This is a genomic window from Rhizobium sp. Leaf311 (assembly GCF_001423445.1).
Lineage (GTDB): Bacteria > Pseudomonadota > Alphaproteobacteria > Rhizobiales > Rhizobiaceae > Agrobacterium.
Window position 1 is genome coordinate 808,547 of record NZ_LMNZ01000001.1, and the last position, 17,388, is coordinate 825,934.

The window sequence follows — 17,388 nt, forward strand, 5'->3', positions numbered from 1 at the left end:
CCCAATGTAGTGATTCGGGGCGGAAAGGCCAGAACCGTGTTCTGCTTTTATTCCGGTATTAACCGTCAAAACGCCTATTCCAAGGCATTTCTATGCTGACTTGTCATCCTCATCGAAAGCGGCATCGACGGGAAGTTGCAGCGCTGTGGCGAGCTGGTTGGTCTTGCCGGCCAGTGCAATGACCCGCATCAAGTCGGCATGTTGTTCGCCCGTCATGCCCTTGGCCTTTGCCGCAGCCGTATGTGAATGGGCGCAATAGGAGCAGGCGTTGGTCACCGACACGGCAATATAGATCATCTCCTTGACCAGCGGGTCCAATGCGGATGGTGTCGCCATGACGCTTTTGACCTCTGCCCACGTCTTCTCCAGAAGGTCGGGATCAAAGGCGAGATAGAGCCACATATTGTTGATGAAATCGGATTTTCTGGTGGCACGAATGTCGTCGAAAACTCCCTTGACGCGTGGGTCTGCTTCCGGATTGTCCGGCTTTGCAACGGTGCTCATGATTGCTCCTCCTCGGCCTGTCTCTCGAGACTGGATCATAAGCGGATCATGCTGGCAACAGTCTCGCGTGAGGCTGATGTGACATTATGTTTGCCGGTTTTTAGAAAAACGTCGCAAATTACAAATATGTAAGAAACGGATTTGTGCGTTGCGTTGTTCTAGCTCGGCTAACATACTGCCGGCCAATCCATAAAGCGGCTGTATCTTACTTTAACGCAGCGGTTGCGCTGTTCATTCGGAGATGTGTATGCAGGTTTGGAAGCAGGTTGGTGTCAGTCTTGCTATTGTGGGCGCAGGTGCCTGTCTGTGGGCTTATACCTCACAGGATGGTAGAACTCTGCTTGCAAAAGCCGGTCTCATCAGCGCCGAAAAGCCAGCAGTTGCCGCATCTGGAGCAGGCGCAGCGGCGCCGCGCGGCGGGCAGGGCGGTGGCCGAGGCAACAGCGCAACGCTGGTTTCCCTTGCAAACGTCAAATCCGGCACCGTCAACGACCGCATGAACGCCATTGGTAACGGTGAGGCGATCCAGTCCGTGGTGGTCACGCCGCAGGCTTCAGGCCTTATTTCGGAAATCCTCGTCTCATCCGGTCAGACCGTGAAGAAGGGCGATGTGCTTGCGCGGCTGGATGACGATGAACAGGTCATCGAGCGTGAGAAGGCCCAGGTTGCGCTGAAAAGTGCCGTCGAGAAATCGACCTCCTACAGAAATCTGAGGTCTGTCGCGCGTCTCGACGTTCTGGACGCGCAGATTGCCGAAGAATCTGCAAAGCTTGCGCTCAGCACGGCAGAACTCAATCTCAAGCGCCGTGATATCGTGGCTCCCATCGATGGCATTGCCGGCATTGTCGCAATCAACATTGGCGATAACGCAACAACGCAGACCAGCATCGTCAGCATTGACGATCGCTCGAAGATTCTCGTGAATTTCTGGGCGCCGGAGCGTTTCACCACCGCCATCAAGCTTGGAATGCCAGTCGAAGCGACGTCGATTTCGCGTCCTGGCGAGACATTCAGCGGCAAGGTCGAGGCAGTCGATAACCGCGTGGACGAGGCGAGCCGAACCGTCCGCGTCCGGGCTGTCTTCGACAACGCCAATGATGAGTTGCGCGCAGGCATGTCCTTTGCCGTGACCATGGCTTTCACAGGTGAAAATTACCCTTCTGTCGATCCCTTGGCGGTACAGTGGGATGCCGAGGGCTCGTATGTCTGGCGCGTCAAGGATGACAAGTCCCATAAGGTCCGTGTCCAGGTGGTTCAGCGCAATCCGGACTCAGTGCTCGTCAAGGCCGAACTTGCGCAAGGCGAGCCTGTCGTGATCGAAGGCCTGCAGCGCGTGCGCGAAGGCGGTGCCGTTCGCACGGCGGGCCAGCAGAAGACGCCAGAGGTTGCCAGCCGATGACAGCACAGACACCTCCTGCCGGTAACGATTCCAAGCTGGCCTTTACCGCTCTTTTCGTGCGCCGTCCCATTCTGGCTGCGGTCATCAATACGCTTCTGGTCGTTGCCGGTTTGGCAGCCCTTGTTGGCGTTGATGTGCGTGAATTGCCTGACGTCGACCGGCCCGTCATCACCGTTCGCACCACCTATGACGGTGCATCGCCGCAAACCATCGATCAGGAAGTAACCCAGACTATCGAGGGTGCCGTCGCGCGCGTCAGCGGCGTCAAGTCCATATCCTCGGCATCGCAATTCGGCACAAGCCGCGTGACGATGGAATTTAATGACAGCGTCGACATCGCGGTTGCCTCGAACGATGTGAGAGATGCGATTGGCCGTATCACAAACCAGATGCCTGATGATGCGGATGAACCGCAGATCATCAAGGCCGACTCCGATAGCCAGCCTATCATGCGTCTCGCCGTCACCTCGTCCAGCCTCAGCATGGAAGACCTGACCAAGCTGGTTGACGACGAGGTGATCGACCGTCTGGCCGCCGTGGATGGCGTTGCCGATGTGGAACTCTACGGCGATCAGGAAAAGGTGTTCCGCATCGATCTCGATCAGGGTGCGCTGGCAAGCCGTGGCCTGACGGTAACGGATGTTTCCAATGCGCTGTCGACTGCCGCGCTCGATGTTCCCGCAGGGTCGCTCAAAAGCTCGACGCAGGACATCGTCGTGCGTGCCACCGCCAATCTGACGACGCCCGCCGAGTTTGAAAACCTCATCGTGAAGGACCGTGTGCGTCTGCGCGATGTTGCCAGTGTCATGCTCGGTGCCAATGACGAGACCACGTCGCTGCGCTCCAACGGGGTTCAGGGCGTGGGTCTTGGTGTTATCCGTCAGGCGCAATCCAACACACTCAACATTTCGACGGGCGTGAAGGCAGCCGTTGCTGCGATGGTGCCGAACCTGCCCGAAAACACCCGTATCGTTATTACCAGCGATGATGCGGTGTTCATCGAGGGCGCGTTGCACGAGGTCGAGCTTGCGCTTGGTCTTTCGGCGCTCATCGTCGTCGTGGTCCTCTATCTTTTCTTCCGCGATTGGCGTGCCACACTCATTCCGGCCATCACTATGCCGGTTGCGCTCATCGGCACCATCGTGGCCATCTATATGGTCGGTTTCTCGGTCAATATTCTCACGCTGCTTGCCATCGTTCTCGCCACCGGTCTGGTGGTGGATGATGCCATCGTGGTTCTGGAAAACATCGTGCGCCGTCGCTCCGAAGGCATGGGCCCGCGCGCCGCCGCCGTTCTGGGCACGCAGGAGGTTTTCTTCGCGGTTATCGCAACGACAGCCACGCTTGCTGCTGTGTTTATCCCGCTTTCTTTCCTTCCCGGCCAGCTGGGCGGCCTGTTCCGCGAATTCGGCTTCGTGCTCGCATTTGCCGTGGGACTGTCTTCCATTGTGGCGCTCACGCTCTGTCCGATGCTGGCATCGCGTATGCTCAAGAACGCTACCAAGGAACAGACGGGGCCTCTTGCCTGGCTCGGCAATGTCTTTGCATCCACCTACAAATCGACCCTTTCCGCCTGTCTCAACAACCCGTTGATTGTGGTCATGGTCGCGCTGGTCTTTGCGGGCATGTCATGGATCGCTTTCGGCATGGTTCAGAACGAGCTGACACCGCGCGAAGATCGGTCCTCCGTCATGATGCGCGTGACCGCACCTCAGGGCGTCAGTCTGGAATATACGCGCGATCAGCTGCAGCGCATCGAGGAAAACCTGCAGCCGCTGCGCGACAGCGGAGAGATCCAGAATATTTATTCCATTACTGGAATGAACGGTTCTTCCAATACCGGTTTCGTGGTGCTGACCCTGGCACCTTGGGCTGATCGCGAACGAACGCAGAATCAGATTGCGCAGGATATCAACGCCGCCGCGCAGACGGTGCCCGGTCTTCGCGCCACCGCCTCGCAGCCCAACAGCCTGCGCATCCGCGGGGCAGGTAATGGCCTCAGCATGGCTATGATTGGCTCCAACTATCAGGCACTGACAGAGTCCACGCAGAAACTGTTGCTCGCGATGGAAGAAAGCGGGCTGTTCGATACGCCCCGCTTCGACAACGAGCCCAATCAGGCGCAATTGTCGGTCTCCATCAACCGTGAACGCGCATCCGACCTTGGCATCGACATTACGGGCCTCTCCCAGGCCATGCAGTCCCTGCTGGAAGGACGCTCCGTTCTGGATGTCTTTGTCGATGGTGACGCCGTTCCCGTCAGGCTCCTGTCTTCGACACGGCCAATCAACGACCCGACCGATCTTGAAAACATCTTCCTGAAAGCAAAAGATGGACGCATGGTGCCGATGTCCGTCATCGCCACTTTGAAAGAGACCGCCGTCGCACCGCAGCTCAACCGCGAACAACAATTGCCATCGGTCGGCTTTACTGCAAACCTGAGGGAAGGTGTTTCGCTTGGCGATGCTGTTGCCAAGGTAGACGAGCTTGCATCGTCGATCATGCCGGCCGGTGCGCGTCTTTTGCCGCTGGGCGAAGCTGCGACATTGCAGGAAAATTTAAGCGGGATGCTGCTGACCTTCGGCTTTGCGATTGCCATCATCTTTCTCGTGCTTGCGGCCCAGTTCGAAAGTGTGCTGAGTTCCGTCATCATCATGTCTACCGTGCCGCTGGGGCTGGCCTGCGCTGTCATCGCACTGCTGGCAACCGGATCGAGCCTCAACGTCTACAGTCAGATCGGACTTGTGCTTCTGGTGGGCGTCATGGCCAAGAACGGCATTCTCATCGTGGAATTTGCCAACCATCTGCGCGATCAGGGAGCCACGGTGCGCGAAGCCATCGAGAAGGCCTGCACCATCCGTCTTCGCCCTGTCATGATGACGATGATCGCCACGATCCTGGGCGGTGTGCCGCTGGTCATGGCGCAGGGGGCGGGTGCGGAAGCACGTATTGCGCTCGGCTGGGTAATCGTGGGTGGCCTTGGCTTTGCAACGCTTGTCACGCTCTACATCACGCCGGTCTCCTACCTGCTGATTGCCCGCTTTGCCAAGCCGCAGGCGGATGCCGAAGTCCGGTTGCATCGCGAGCTGGAAACCGCCATTCGCCGCCGCGCGATTGAAGAAGACAAGCCACTGCTGGCAGCGGAGTAAGCCTACAGCGCGAAAAAGCGGTCATCCGCAGGAATGCTGGACAAACACAGTCTGCTGTCACATACCAACCGGGCTTGCCGTAAAAGGTGAGTCCGGTTTTGCATTGCGTGGGAGAAATACATGGCGTTGAAGGATGTGATCGCGGGCCCAAGAAACGAGGCGGGCATTCTGGCCGTGTTGGACCTGCTGCGCCAGCAGCTCGGCGAAAAGCTCCAGACCGGACAGTCTTTCCGTGAGCAGCACGCGCACACCACGACCTATCTCACCACGCAGCTGCCCGATGGCGTCGTGTTTGCCGAAAGCTCCGATGACGTCAAAACCGTTGTAAAAGCCTGCGCGCAGCACAAGGTGCCCATCATTCCCTTCGGTGTCGGCTCCTCGCTCGAGGGGCAGGTCAATGCGCCCAGCGGCGGCATTTCCATTGATTTTACGCGGATGAACCGCATCATCTCCGTCAATGCCGAAGATCTGGATGTGACGGTTGAGCCGGGTGTGACGCGTGAGCAGCTGAACACCTATCTGCGTGATACCGGCCTATTCTTCCCCATAGATCCCGGCGCCAATGCATCCATCGGCGGCATGGCGGCAACCCGCGCTTCGGGCACCAATGCGGTACGCTACGGCACCATGAAGGATAATGTGCTGGCGCTGACAGTCGTGACGGCCAAGGGCGAGGAAATCCTGACCGGACGGCGGGCACGCAAATCTTCCGCCGGCTATGATCTGACGCGGCTTTTCGTCGGCTCGGAAGGCACGCTCGGCGTCATCACGTCTGTCACGCTGCGGCTTCAGGGTATACCTGAGAAAATCGCGGGCGGCGTGTGCACCTTCGATACAATAAAGCAGGCATGTGATGCGGTCATCATGACCGTGCAGATGGGCGTTCCGGTTGCGCGGATAGAATTGCTCGATGAGGTTCAGATCAGGGCTTGCAACGCCTATTCCGGTCTTGCCTATGAGGAAAAGCCGACGCTGTTTCTGGAGTTTCATGGCACCGAGGAAACGACGGCGCTGCAATCCCGGCAGTTTGCCGAGATCGTGCAGGAATGCGGTGGCGGCGAGTTCCGCTGGACGGGCGACGCCCAGGAACGAGCAAAGTTGTGGAAGGCGCGCCACGATGCCTATTGGGCATCCAAGGCGCTTGCACCGCATCTCGACGCGCTTTCGACCGATGTCTGCGTGCCGATTTCGCGCTTTGCGGAGTGCGTGACGGAAACGCAGCAGGACATTATCGACAACAGGATGCTGGCCCCCATCGTCGGCCATGCGGGTGACGGGAACTTCCACGTGCTTGTCTTGTTTGATGGCAAGGATGCCCGCAGCGTGGCCGATACCGAAGCCTTTGTGGCGAGGTTGAACAGGCGGGCCATTTCTATGGATGGAACCTGTACGGGTGAGCATGGCATTGGACAAGGCAAGATGAGCTTTCTCGCAGAGGAGGCGGGCAATGCCCTGGATGTGATGATTGCCATCAAGCGGTCACTCGATCCCGATAATATCTTTAATCCAGGCAAGCTTTTTCGCTTTGATCCGGTGTGACCAGTCGGGCTAAAAAGGCGGAAATGGTGCTTGCTCTGGCAGCAAAAAGAGTTAGTTTTCATCGTTAGTTAAGGGAGACGTCGGGTCGTGCTCGGACGCATATTGGTATTTCTGGGCGGACTGCTGGTCGTGGCGTTGTTTGCGGCGCTTCTCATCCCCTATTTCATCGACTGGACTGACTTTCGCCGCGACTTCGAGGATCAAGCTAGCCGTATTCTTGGCAAGAAGGTCGTCGTGCATGGCCGGGTTGAAGCAAGGCTTCTGCCTTTCCCGTCTGTTACGTTGCATGATGTGCGCGCGGGAATGGATGCCGATGGCTCGCCGCAAATTCAGGTCGCCCGCTTTTCCATGGATGCGGAACTGGCGCCGTTTCTTTCCGGCGAGGCGCGGATCTTCGACATGCGTATCGAAGAGCCGAAGGCCCGCATTCGGCTGTTGAAGGACGGTACGCTGGACTGGACGCGTGGCAGCCGTGCGGTCATTCCGGCAAAAACAGTCGTTCTTGAAAATGTCAGCATCGCAGGCGGGCAGATCGATTTCATCGACGAACAGTCTGGCCGCAATCGCGTGGTGACCGGGCTGAACGCAGAGATGTCTGCCAAGTCTCTGGCGGGCCCATGGCGGGCCGAGGGCAGGGCGGCGGTCGATGGTCATGCAGGCTCGTTTTCGCTTTCCAGCGGTGAACCTGATCCCACAGTCGGGCGCATGGGACTTCGCCTGCGTATGCTGCCGGATGAACACCCTGTCGAAATCGATCTAGACGGTGCCATCGCCGCTACCGAAGGACGCCCCGTCTACAGCGGCTCCTTCACCTTCAATTTCCGTCAGGACGAAAAGCAGAAGCAGCAGACGGCCCAATCCAATTTCTCCGCACCACGCACGCGCGGCAGCTTTGAGCTGACGAACGGGCGGGTCCGCGTTCCCAGCTATCGCATGGAACTTGGCGGCGTCGAGAACCCCTATATCATCACCGGCGAGGCAACCCTCGATACCGGGACGGCTCCTGAATTTCTGCTGACGGCCGATGGCCAGCAGATTGATTTCAATCGCTTTGCGCCCGCGCCGGTGCAGACCGGCAAGACATCGCGCGTGCCCACCGTTCCGGTTCGCCAGCGCATTGAAGCCTTTGCGAGCCTGATTGCCCGTATTCCGGTGCCGCAGGTTCCAGGCAAAGCCAGTATCCGCCTTCCAGCGCTGGTCTCCGACGACACGACAATCCGCGATATCAGGCTCGATGTGCGCCCCAACGGTGCCGGTTGGCAGGTTGAGAACGCCGTTGCCGTGCTTCCCGGTCGTACCCAGCTGGAGGCCAAGGGCGCTTTGACGCTGACGGGCGGCCCGGCTTTCAATGGCGATCTTCTGGTTGCTTCCAATCAGCCATCGGGCCTTGCCAACTGGTTGTCGGGGACGGTTGACCCGGCCATCCGGCAGCTGAATGCCGCAGGTTTTTCCTCGACAGTTTCGCTGACAACCAAAAGCCAGCGCTTTGAAAATCTTGAGCTTGCCATCGGCCAGGCCTCGCTTCGCGGCCGCCTTGCACGGCAGGCAGAAGACAAGGGTGCCAGCATCGACATCGACCTGTCCGGCGATGAAATCGATCTCGATGCGCTGCGGGCGCTTGGCGGGCTGGTGCTTGGCGATCAGGTTGGCAGCAGCGTGCTGGACCATCGCATCACTGCCAAGTTCAAGGCGGACCGCTTCAACATGGCTGGGGTAACCGCCAATCGTGTCGATACCGCCTTTTCCATGGCCAATGGCGTGGTTACGCTCGATAGCCTGACGGCGGGCGACATTGCCGGTGCCGAGCTGCGGGCAAAGGGCCAGTTGAAGGGCACAGTTCAGGACTTCGCAGGCAAGGGCACCTTCAATCTCCACGCTGTCGACATGCAGCCGCTTCTTGATCTCCTGAAGCAGAAGTTGCCGCACCACCCGCTCATCGACCGGCTGGTGCGCAGCGCGCCCTGGTACGCGAATTCCGATATTGCCGTTGACCTTTCTGTCGACAAGAACAACGGCGGCGCCAATGCGGCCGTATCCGGCACCATCAATGGCAGCCGCGTTTCTGCCGTTGCCAAGATGCCGGATGTACTTTCCGACTCGGACGACACGGCGCTCACTCTCGAAGCTGTTCTGAAGAACCAATCCACTGCCATCCTTTTCGGTCAGGCCGGGCTTGATCCTCTCCCCTTCGATGCCGATGGAGAGGGCCTTCTTTCGGTCAAGCTGAACGGCACGCTCGGATCGCCTGTGTCGACGGACTTCCGGTTTTCAACGGAAAGAACGCATTTTTCCGCCAATGGCAGCTTTTCGCTGGCGTCCGAAAGCTTTGGACAGGGCAGCGCCGATGTTGCGCTCGAAAGCGCCGACATCGAGCCCTATCTCATCATGAATGCCGTCGGGCTGCCGCAGTTGGGCGGTGGCATGTCGACAAAGGTCAATGGCAAGCTTTCGGTCGACAAGGACAAGGCGACGGTGTCGGCGCTTGCTGGCCAGGCTGGCGGCAATGGCTTTTCCGGGAATCTCTCTGTTTTGAGGGTAGCGCCCTACAAGGTGACCGGCGACCTTGCCCTGAATACTGTCGATCTCGCATGGCTGGGTGACACGATTTATGGTCCGGTCATCGACCCGGAATCCGGTGCTCTCAGCGCAAAGCCTGTGTCTCTTCCAGCGTTCCCGAAACTCGATGCGTCGCTCGCAATCAAGGCGGCGACGTTCCAGACCGGCACTTTTGGCGATGTTAACGGTCTGTCTTTCGTCTTCAATCACGCCAACGGAACACTGTCGCTGGATGACATGACGGGCGACTGGATGGGTGGCAAGGTCTCAGGCCGCTTGTCCATGGCAACCGGCGATGGCGCGGGCATATTCCGCACAAAAATCGCCGTTTCCGGCGCAAACCCGGAAAGCGTGATGTGGAAAAGCGGCGAAACACCGGTTGCAAGCGGACGCTTCGCCATTGATCTGAGCGCGGAGGCGACCGGCAAGAGCGTTGCCGAATTGTTGTCCAACGCCGGTGGCTCCGGCCAGATCCGCACGGGCGGGCTTGTTCTGCGTGGATTGAACCAGGCTGCATTCCAGCCGTGGCTTGAGGCTGCGAATGCGCTTCAGGGCACTATCGATGCGGCCAAGATACGGCCTTTGGTCGATGCGCAGCTGTGGAAGGGCGAGGTTCCGCTGGGCGAGGTGGCGATGCCCTTCACCATCAATGACGGCAGTCTGCGTATGCAGAACGTTGCCGCAGCAACGCCTCAGCTGGCATTCGATGGCAACCTCCTGCTGGACATTGCTGACCAGACGCTAACGGGCGGCATCGAGCTTCGCTACAATGCGGGAAACGAAGAGCTCGCCGGTGCCGAGCCAACCATTACCCTGAATTACACCGGACCACTTGCGCAGCCCGCATTGACCACCGATGTCTCGGGGCTGACCGGCTATCTCTCCCTGCGTGCCTTCGAGCGCGAACGCCGCCGTGTAGAAGCGCTTCAGGCCAGCATCATGGAAAAGCAGCGCCTGCGCCGCGAAGTCGCGCTTTATCGCTTCGCGGCGGCTGAACGTCAGGCCGCATTGGAGCGCCAGAAGGCTGCTGAGGAAGCGCGCAGGCAGGAGGAGGAACGCCTCCGAAACCTGGCGCAGGAGCGTCTTCAGGCGGAGAAAGCCGAGCAGGACAGGCTGCAACGCCAGCAGGACAATCAAGCCAGACCGCAGACGCCCACGCTGACCGTGCCACCGACAGAAGAAAACATCCGCTAGACCTGCACGATGTCTGGCGGCTCTGTCTAGGAAGCAGAGCCGTATGCTTCCCGTTCGGCCCTCAGTGTCCAAGCTTCCCCATCAGAAAACGGCCCGCGTCCGTGTAGGCGTTGCGAGCGTCAACGCTGTCCGGTTTTAAAAAGAAGTCATGCCTTGCGCCTTCGTAAAGATTGATCGAGGCAAGCGCGTCCGCATCTTTTGCGAGCGTCACAAATCGCTGTGCTTTCGGCAGAGGATAGACGCTGTCTGCGGTGCCCCACATGAGATGCAAGGGCGGTGTCTGCTTCGAGAACCGAATGTTTGCTGAGGGCACACCAGCGACCAGCACCGCTGCGTCCACGGACAGTCCCTCCGATATCGCAATTGCAGCGGTCTCAGCGCCCAGCGAAATCCCGAGGAGGCCCGTCTTTGCGTGATGTTCCTGATGCCGAATGTGGTGAACGACGCCTGCGAGCCTTGCTAGCCAGACGTGCCGCCGCTTTTCATAATAGGCAATGCGGGCGCGGCTGTCTTTTGCAGCCTGGATGGACTTGAGATCGTCCCGCGATAGGAGATGGGCAAGATAGACGTCGAGACCAGCGTCCACAAGGGAGGCGGCAATGTTATCATAGGCCAGAGGTTTAAACCCCCTGCTGCCGCTGAGAATAATGACTGCTGGTCGTCCTGTTTCTTGCTTGCGGGCAAAGGCGTCCACAGGAACTATGTCTGCGCCCATGTTGACGTTGAATGCTTCGCGAGCATCAGCCTTTGCTGCGCCGGAAATGAGGAGAGCCAGCGCAACCAGTGGCCAGGTTTTCATTGTAGGTCCGCTTCTACGATTGGCTTTTCAACCAATTTAAAACATAGACGCGCAATGCGGAAGAGAGGTTGCTGTCTTCGCTGCGGTTATCGTCGATCTCGGCGAGAAGGGCGGCAAAACTCATTTTTCGTTTTTCCGCGATGGTGCGAAGCTCGTCCCAGAACGCGTCCTCAAGTGAGATGCTCGTGCGGTGACCGTGAAGTGTGGTGGAGTGCTTGCGGATCAAATTTGTGGCTTTCCAAACTGATTCAACGCGCTGCCAAGCCGATTCACATTCCGCGCGTAAGCTTATGATTTTGAAATCGTTTCATTCCGGTGGCGTGCAATAACGTCCTGTGTGGAACGGAAGTTCCGCGCTCTCGTCATCTTGTGATTGTTCTTCATGAACAGCTGTGGCGGGGAGCGCTGGACATACCTCGCCAGAGGGCAAGGCGATATTTGAACGCCTTGCCTGTTTGTTTTTATTCGAGAGGCACTGCAACGAAGCGCAGATTGCCCTGTGCGTCGGCTACCATTATGTGGGCATTCTTGCGCCCTGCGGATTTCAGGCCGTTTACACGCACCATCACATCGCCGGGAACCTCCATGAAGTCTTGGCCGACCTCAACGATAACGTCTCCAGCTTTCACGCCCTTCTGTTCGGCGGGTGAGCCTGCCTCGACACTGGCAACGAAAACGCCTTCGACGCTTTCGGCAATGCCCTTTTCACTGCGCAGCTCGTCCGTCAACGCAACGAGGTTCATGCCAAGCACGGTTTGGGGTGCCTCGCGCTGCTCCGGCGCCTGTTGCTGCGTCTGATCGCCGTCCTTGTCATCGGGAACGGTCATTTCGTTGCCTTCGCCATCGCCATCATCCGGCGTCGCTTCTTCATTGGTGGCACCGGGCTGCTGATCTTCTGCCGTATCCTGCAACTGGCCGAGCTTGACTTTGAGTGTCTGCTCCTTGCCGTCGCGCAAGACTACAACGTCGACTTCCTTGCCGACAGGGCTTTCGGCCACGACGCGAGGAAGATCACGCATTTCCTGGATGTTCTTGCCATCGAAAGTCAAGACGACGTCGCCGGGCTGGATCGGTCCGTTTTCGACAGGGCCGCCTTTGACGACGCCGGAAATCAGCGCGCCGCGCGCCGTCTCCATGCCGAGGCTTGCGGCGATGTCTTCAGTTACGGGCTGCACGCGCACGCCGAGCCAGCCGCGTCGGGTCTCGCCGAATTCGATCAACTGCTGAACGATGTTCTGTGCAAGTTCGGTCGGAACGGAAAAACCGATACCGATCGAGCCGCCGCTTGGCGAGATGATGGCGGTATTGATGCCGATCACTTCGCCCTTCATGTTGAACAGGGGGCCACCGGAATTGCCTTTATTAATAGCGGCATCGGTCTGGATGAAATTGTCATAGGGACCGGCATTGATATTGCGGCCCCGCGCCGAAACGACACCGACGCTCAAGGAGCCGCCAAGCCCGAACGGGTTGCCGATGGCCATGACCCAGTCACCGATGCGCATGGCGCGCGAGTCACCGAACTTTACGGCCTTGAGCGGTGTCTTGGGCTCGACTTTCAATACGGAAAGGTCGGTCTTCGTATCCGTGCCGACCAGCTTGGCCTTGAGCTTGTTGCCGTTTGGAAAAATGACTTCGATATCGTCGGCGCCTTCGATGACGTGATTGTTGGTCACCACATAGCCTGCGGGATCGATGACGAAACCGGAACCGAGCGAGCTGACCTTGCCGCCGCTTTCCGGTGTCTGGTTATCGAAGTAGTCCTTGAAGAACTCCTGGAAAGGAGAGCCCTCGGGAATGCGTGGCGGGGTGGGGCCCTTGCCCTCGGATTTCACGCTCTGCGAGGTGGAGATGTTCACCACCGCATCCAGCAGGGGCGCAGCCAGATCTGCCACGGATGCCGGACCGTTCGTTTGCGCCATTGCGCTGCCGGGAACGGTGATTGCGCCTGCTATCAAGGCAAATCCCGCCACGGCGGCAATGCCGCTGCGGAGTGGCGACAGAGTGGTAACGGGCATACAGCGTCCTCGCATCTTGCAAAACCTGGAGCTAGCTTAATAGCCAAGCATAAGGCGGAATGATGAAGTGTAAAAATACCTTTTCGTGAATAGCCGCGAATCCATTGCTCATCCACTGCAATCAAAGGCGTATATGAAAGTGGTTGCCACGCAAGAGTTTCGCCTCAATCCACAATAAACAATTTTGCCCCCGTGGCAGTCGAGGAGCGGTGCGGTTCTGCATTGTCTGCCACCTGGTAGCTCATGCCCGCTTTTAAGAGAAATGTCCGGCCATCTTCCAGCTCGGTGTGCAATTCGCCTTCAAGGCAGAGAAGAATATGACCCTTGCTGCACCAGTGATCGGCCAGATATCCGGGCGTATACTCCACCATGCGCACACGGATATTGCCGAAGTGGCGTGTGCGCCACATGGCCTTCCCCGTTACCCCCGCATGTTCTGTTTCCTCGATTTGCGACCAGTCCGTAATGCCAAAGGCAATGTCTTGTATATTCAACGTCATCCCCGGTGTTTCTCAAGTCGATCCCTTATGGCGCGACCGGCCTGTCCTTGCCCAGCGGAAAAAGCATCGAAACGGAAAAGGGGCCGATGTTTCCACCGGCCCCTTTCTGTTCATGATGTATGCGAAATCAGTTCGCAGGTGCTGCCGGTGCCGCAGGCGCGGTTGCCGGTGCTGGTGGCTGTGCAGACGGCTGCGTCAGCGTACCTTCGATATTGTTGAAATACCGGAAGAAGGTCGAATCTGGTGAAAGCACCAGCGTCGTGCCATTCCCGTTCAACGCGCTGGCATAAGCACCCATCGAGCGGTAGAACTCGAAGAAGCTTGGGTCGCGCTGGAAGGCTTCACCGAAGATGCGGTTGCGCTCGGCATCGCCTTCACCGCGCAGCACTTCGGACTGACGACGCGCGTCGGATTCGAACTCGACGACCTGGCGATCCGCAATGGCGCGGCGACGCTGGCCTTCTTCATTACCGCGAGCGCGGATGAGTTCGGCTTCCGCCAGACGTTCCGACTTCATGCGTTCGAAGGTCTGCTGCGAGACTTCCTGCGTGAGATCCGTTCTACGGATGCGAACGTCGACAATGCTCACACCAAGCGATTCCGCATCAGGACGCAGATCGTCCCGAACTTCCTGCATCATGGACGCGCGTGCGTCAGACAGGGCCGATTCGAAGCCACGCAGACCGTAGACCCGGCGCAGAGAGGCGTCGAGGCGGGTGCGAAGACGCATTTCGGCAGACAACTGATCGCCTGACACTGTCTGGCGGAAGCGGCGGGCATCTGTAATGCGGTAGACCACGAAGGCATCGACTTCATAGAACTTGCCGCCAGATACCTGAACGCGGATGTTGTCATGGTCGAAACGCAGAGCGCGGTTTTCGACATACTGGACGCGGTCGGCGTCCATGAATGCGAATGGCAGCTTGAAATAGAGGCCAGGCTCGGTCTTCACATCCTGGATCTGACCGAAGCGCACAACGATTGCCTGTTGCCGCTCATTGACCACGAAGAACGAGGAATAGACGAAGAACAGGATGACGGCGAGGCCGACGAGGATAGCGGTTAGACGATTACCCATATCAGTTGCCTCCCTGCTGTGCTGCGCCGGTGTTGCCGCGCATGATTTCGTTCAGAGGCAGATACGGTACCACTCCCTGCTTTTCATCGATGATGATCTTGTTGGAGCCCTTGAGAACCTGTTCCATCGTTTCGATGAACATGCGCTCACGCGTGACTTCCGGTGCTGTGCGATACTGGTCGTAGATCGAGATGAAGCGCTGTGCCTCACCCTGTGCTTCGTTGACCACACGGCTCTTGTAAGCGCTCGCCTCTTCGACGATCTGCGCGGCCTGACCGCGCGCGGCACCGAGTTTCTGGTTGGCGTACTGGTTGGCTTCCTGAACGAAACGGTCTTCGTCCTGTTCAGCGCGCTGCACTTCGTCAAACGCATCGGCGACTTCGCGCGGCGGAGCCGCATCTTCGATCGCAACCGCATTGATGGAAATGCCGGCGCCATAGCCATCCATGGTGGCCTGGATAATGCCGCGCACGTCTGCCGCTATTGCCTGGCGGTTATCGCGGAAAATGTCCTGGGCAGGACGGCGACCGACTACCTCACGCATGGCGCTTTCGGAAACCTGCTGAAGGGTTTCGGCAGGAGCATCTACGTTGAAGAGGTAGGATTTGGGGTCGGAGACCGTGTAAAGAACGGAGAACTGAACATTGACAATATTCTGGTCGCCCGTCAGCATCACGCCGGTTGCTGCCGATGTTGATGTGGCGCGAGCGCCGATGTTCTGCTGCTGCTCTGTGACCTTGACGATCTCGACCGTCTCAATGGGCCAGAAATGGAAGTGAAGCCCCGGCATCGAAATCTCGTCCTTGGGCTTGCCAAAGCGAAGTTCCACGCCGCGTTCATCCGGCTGGACGGTGTAGATGGACTGAATGCCGACAAAGGCAAGGATGACCAGAACGAGGATGGCAATGACGCCGCCGTTGAAGCCACCGGGCAGGATGTTCTTGAAACGGTCCTGACTGCGACGGATGATCTCTTCCAGATCGGGAGGTCCGCCATTGCCTCCACCACCGCCACCGCGTGGGCGGTTCGGTCCCTGTCCCCAAGGCCCGCCTTGGTTGTTTCCACCGCCGCCGCCGCCGTTACCGCCGCCACCCCACGGGCCGCCGCCGCCATTCTGATTGCTCCAGGGCATCCATACCTCTTATGCTAAAAACTCTCCCGCTCCCTCTTGAACAGGCTTGCGCATGTCAGGCGGGAATATGGTCTAAGTTATAAGTAGGAGGAGGGTCCGTTTCAACGCGGAGGCGGTAACTTAATACCCAATCACGGTAAATAGTTCGCACAATTCACTAACGTCGGCGATATCTCGCGAATCTGACTGGAAAATCGTCGTTTTCGCCTGCCGGAGCGGCGGTTTCCTCGAATTTTTCGAAAACCTCTGGGTCGATCTGCGGAAAAAAAGTGTCGCCTTCCAGCGAAACGTCCACATGGGTGACGGAAAGTTGATCGGCAAAGGGCATGGCCTGACGGTAGATCTCGCCGCCACCTGCAACAAAAACCTCATCGACACCAAGCGTTTGTGCCAGATGACGACCCAGATCAAGCGCGTCTTCCAGCGATGACACGACATTGACGCCATCGGGCCGATAGTCCGGGTTACGGCTGATGATGATGTGCGGCCGACCGGGCAGGGGACGTTCCCCGACCGATAGGAACGTCTTGCGGCCCATGATCAAAGGCTTGCCCATGGTCGCCGCCTTGAAGTGCTTCAGGTCGGTGGAAAGTTTCCAGGGCATGTCGAGATCGCGCCCGATGACGCCATTTTCAGCCACAGCGGCGATGAGAGTGATGCGCGGCTGCATCATACCGCAATCGGTGCCTTGATGGAGGCGTCGGCCTCGTAATTTTCCAGTGTGAAATCTTCAAACTTGAAGTCGAACAGGCTTTTGACATCGGGGTTGAGGCGCATGGTGGGCAGGGCTTTCGGCTTGCGCTGCATCTGCAACTCGGCCTGCTCGAAATGGTTGGCGTAGATATGCGCATCGCCCAGCGTATGAACGAAATCGCCCGGATTCAGACCTGTGACCTGCGCCACCATGAGTGTCAAAAGCGCGTAGGAAGCGATATTGAAGGGTACGCCGAGGAAAATATCCGCCGAACGCTGGTAAAGCTGGCAGGACAATTTGCCGTCAGACACATAGAACTGGAACAGGCAGTGGCAGGGCGGCAGCGCCATGTCATCCACCAGCGCGGGGTTCCAGGCCGAAACGATGTGGCGGCGCGAATTCGGGTTGGTCTTCAGGCTTTCGAGCAGAAGCGCGATCTGGTCTATGTGGCGGCCATCGGGTGCCGGCCAGGAGCGCCACTGTGCACCGTAGACCGGGCCAAGATTGCCATTCTCATCGGCCCACTCATCCCAGATGGAAACGCCGTTATCCTTGAGATAGGCGATATTGGTATCGCCCTTCAGGAACCAAAGAAGCTCATGGATAATGGAGCGCAGGTGCAATTTCTTGGTGGTGAGAACCGGAAAGCCTTGCGAGAGGTCGAAACGCATCTGGTATCCAAACACGGAACGTGTGCCGGTGCCGGTGCGGTCGCCGCGATCGGTCCCCGTTTTCATCACATGTTCAAGAAGGTCCAGATATTGTTTCATCTCAGTCCGCCGCCGATTCTTCCAATGCCATATTATAGGCTTTTGCGGCGGCGGAA

Annotated in this window: 13 protein-coding genes; 4 read left to right on the forward strand and 9 right to left on the reverse strand. The window is 58.3% G+C overall.

All coding sequences use genetic code 11. The annotated features are described in order from the left end of the window. Positions 1–90: 90 nt before the first annotated feature. Positions 91–504 (reverse strand): carboxymuconolactone decarboxylase family protein, encoded by a 414-nt coding sequence (locus ASF69_RS03800; RefSeq protein WP_062585394.1) that lies wholly within the window; start codon positions 502–504, stop codon positions 91–93. A 247-nt stretch (positions 505–751) separates the two neighbouring features. On the opposite strand from ASF69_RS03800, the gene ASF69_RS03805 reads away from it, so the two are divergent. From ASF69_RS03805 to ASF69_RS03820, 4 genes are all read left to right on the forward strand, one after another. Continuing rightward, positions 752–1,903: an efflux RND transporter periplasmic adaptor subunit gene (locus ASF69_RS03805; RefSeq protein ID WP_062585395.1), complete on the forward strand. Its 1,152-nt coding sequence runs from the start codon at positions 752–754 to the stop codon at positions 1,901–1,903. Further along, the gene (locus tag ASF69_RS03810) at positions 1,900–5,052 is read left to right on the forward strand and encodes an efflux RND transporter permease subunit (RefSeq protein WP_062585397.1); all 3,153 of its coding nucleotides are present in this window, start codon (positions 1,900–1,902) and stop codon (positions 5,050–5,052) included. The genes ASF69_RS03805 and ASF69_RS03810 overlap by 4 nt, the downstream gene beginning before the upstream one ends. A 120-nt stretch (positions 5,053–5,172) precedes the next feature. Further along, positions 5,173–6,591 carry an FAD-linked oxidase C-terminal domain-containing protein gene (locus ASF69_RS03815; protein ID WP_062585399.1) on the forward strand — a complete coding sequence of 473 codons (1,419 nt, stop codon included), beginning with the start codon at positions 5,173–5,175 and terminating at the stop codon, positions 6,589–6,591. A gap of 87 nt (positions 6,592–6,678) precedes the next feature. Continuing rightward, complete coding sequence (locus ASF69_RS03820; protein ID WP_062585401.1) at positions 6,679–10,341, forward strand: AsmA family protein; 3,663 nt, start codon at positions 6,679–6,681, stop codon at positions 10,339–10,341. A gap of 61 nt (positions 10,342–10,402) precedes the next feature. Here the strand turns inward: ASF69_RS03820 and ASF69_RS03825 are convergent, their stop codons facing one another. From ASF69_RS03825 to ASF69_RS03860, 8 genes are all read right to left on the reverse strand, one after another. Next, a complete protein-coding gene (locus ASF69_RS03825; protein ID WP_062585403.1) occupies positions 10,403–11,140 on the reverse strand; it encodes a dienelactone hydrolase family protein in 738 nt (245 codons plus the stop codon). A gap of 13 nt (positions 11,141–11,153) precedes the next feature. Then, positions 11,154–11,366 carry a ribbon-helix-helix domain-containing protein gene (locus tag ASF69_RS03830; RefSeq protein WP_062585405.1) on the reverse strand — a complete coding sequence of 71 codons (213 nt, stop codon included), beginning with the start codon at positions 11,364–11,366 and terminating at the stop codon, positions 11,154–11,156. A gap of 235 nt (positions 11,367–11,601) precedes the next feature. After that, a complete protein-coding gene (locus ASF69_RS03835; protein ID WP_062585408.1) occupies positions 11,602–13,158 on the reverse strand; it encodes a Do family serine endopeptidase in 1,557 nt (518 codons plus the stop codon). A gap of 164 nt (positions 13,159–13,322) precedes the next feature. Further along, positions 13,323–13,652: a DHCW motif cupin fold protein gene (locus tag ASF69_RS03840; protein ID WP_062585680.1), complete on the reverse strand. Its 330-nt coding sequence runs from the start codon at positions 13,650–13,652 to the stop codon at positions 13,323–13,325. Between the two features lie 133 nt (positions 13,653–13,785). After that, positions 13,786–14,736: a protease modulator HflC gene (locus ASF69_RS03845; protein ID WP_062585410.1), complete on the reverse strand. Its 951-nt coding sequence runs from the start codon at positions 14,734–14,736 to the stop codon at positions 13,786–13,788. A gap of 1 nt (position 14,737) precedes the next feature. After that, complete coding sequence (gene hflK / locus ASF69_RS03850; RefSeq protein ID WP_062585412.1) at positions 14,738–15,868, reverse strand: FtsH protease activity modulator HflK; 1,131 nt, start codon at positions 15,866–15,868, stop codon at positions 14,738–14,740. A gap of 157 nt (positions 15,869–16,025) precedes the next feature. After that, on the reverse strand, positions 16,026–16,541 hold the full coding sequence (locus ASF69_RS03855; RefSeq protein WP_062585414.1) for a dihydrofolate reductase: 516 nt from the start codon (positions 16,539–16,541) through the stop codon (positions 16,026–16,028). After that, a complete protein-coding gene (locus ASF69_RS03860) occupies positions 16,538–17,332 on the reverse strand; it encodes a thymidylate synthase (protein ID WP_062585416.1) in 795 nt (264 codons plus the stop codon). Before ASF69_RS03860 ends, ASF69_RS03855 begins: the two co-directional genes overlap by 4 nt. Between the last annotated feature and the right edge of the window lie 56 nt (positions 17,333–17,388).

What these genes read in the sequence shown, in the direction of transcription:
- ASF69_RS03845 (WP_062585410.1), bottom strand. Translation starts at nt 14,736, where the DNA reads ATGGGTAATCGTCTAACCGCTATCCTCGTCGGCCTCGCCGTCATCCTG.
- ASF69_RS03815 (WP_062585399.1), top strand. Translation starts at nt 5,173, where the DNA reads ATGGCGTTGAAGGATGTGATCGCGGGCCCAAGAAACGAGGCGGGCATT.
- hflK (WP_062585412.1), bottom strand. Translation starts at nt 15,868, where the DNA reads ATGCCCTGGAGCAATCAGAATGGCGGCGGCGGCCCGTGGGGTGGCGGC.
- ASF69_RS03860 (WP_062585416.1), bottom strand. Translation starts at nt 17,332, where the DNA reads ATGAAACAATATCTGGACCTTCTTGAACATGTGATGAAAACGGGGACC.
- ASF69_RS03800 (WP_062585394.1), bottom strand. Translation starts at nt 504, where the DNA reads ATGAGCACCGTTGCAAAGCCGGACAATCCGGAAGCAGACCCACGCGTC.
- ASF69_RS03805 (WP_062585395.1), top strand. Translation starts at nt 752, where the DNA reads ATGCAGGTTTGGAAGCAGGTTGGTGTCAGTCTTGCTATTGTGGGCGCA.
- ASF69_RS03825 (WP_062585403.1), bottom strand. Translation starts at nt 11,140, where the DNA reads ATGAAAACCTGGCCACTGGTTGCGCTGGCTCTCCTCATTTCCGGCGCA.
- ASF69_RS03835 (WP_062585408.1), bottom strand. Translation starts at nt 13,158, where the DNA reads ATGCCCGTTACCACTCTGTCGCCACTCCGCAGCGGCATTGCCGCCGTG.
- ASF69_RS03855 (WP_062585414.1), bottom strand. Translation starts at nt 16,541, where the DNA reads ATGATGCAGCCGCGCATCACTCTCATCGCCGCTGTGGCTGAAAATGGC.
- ASF69_RS03810 (WP_062585397.1), top strand. Translation starts at nt 1,900, where the DNA reads ATGACAGCACAGACACCTCCTGCCGGTAACGATTCCAAGCTGGCCTTT.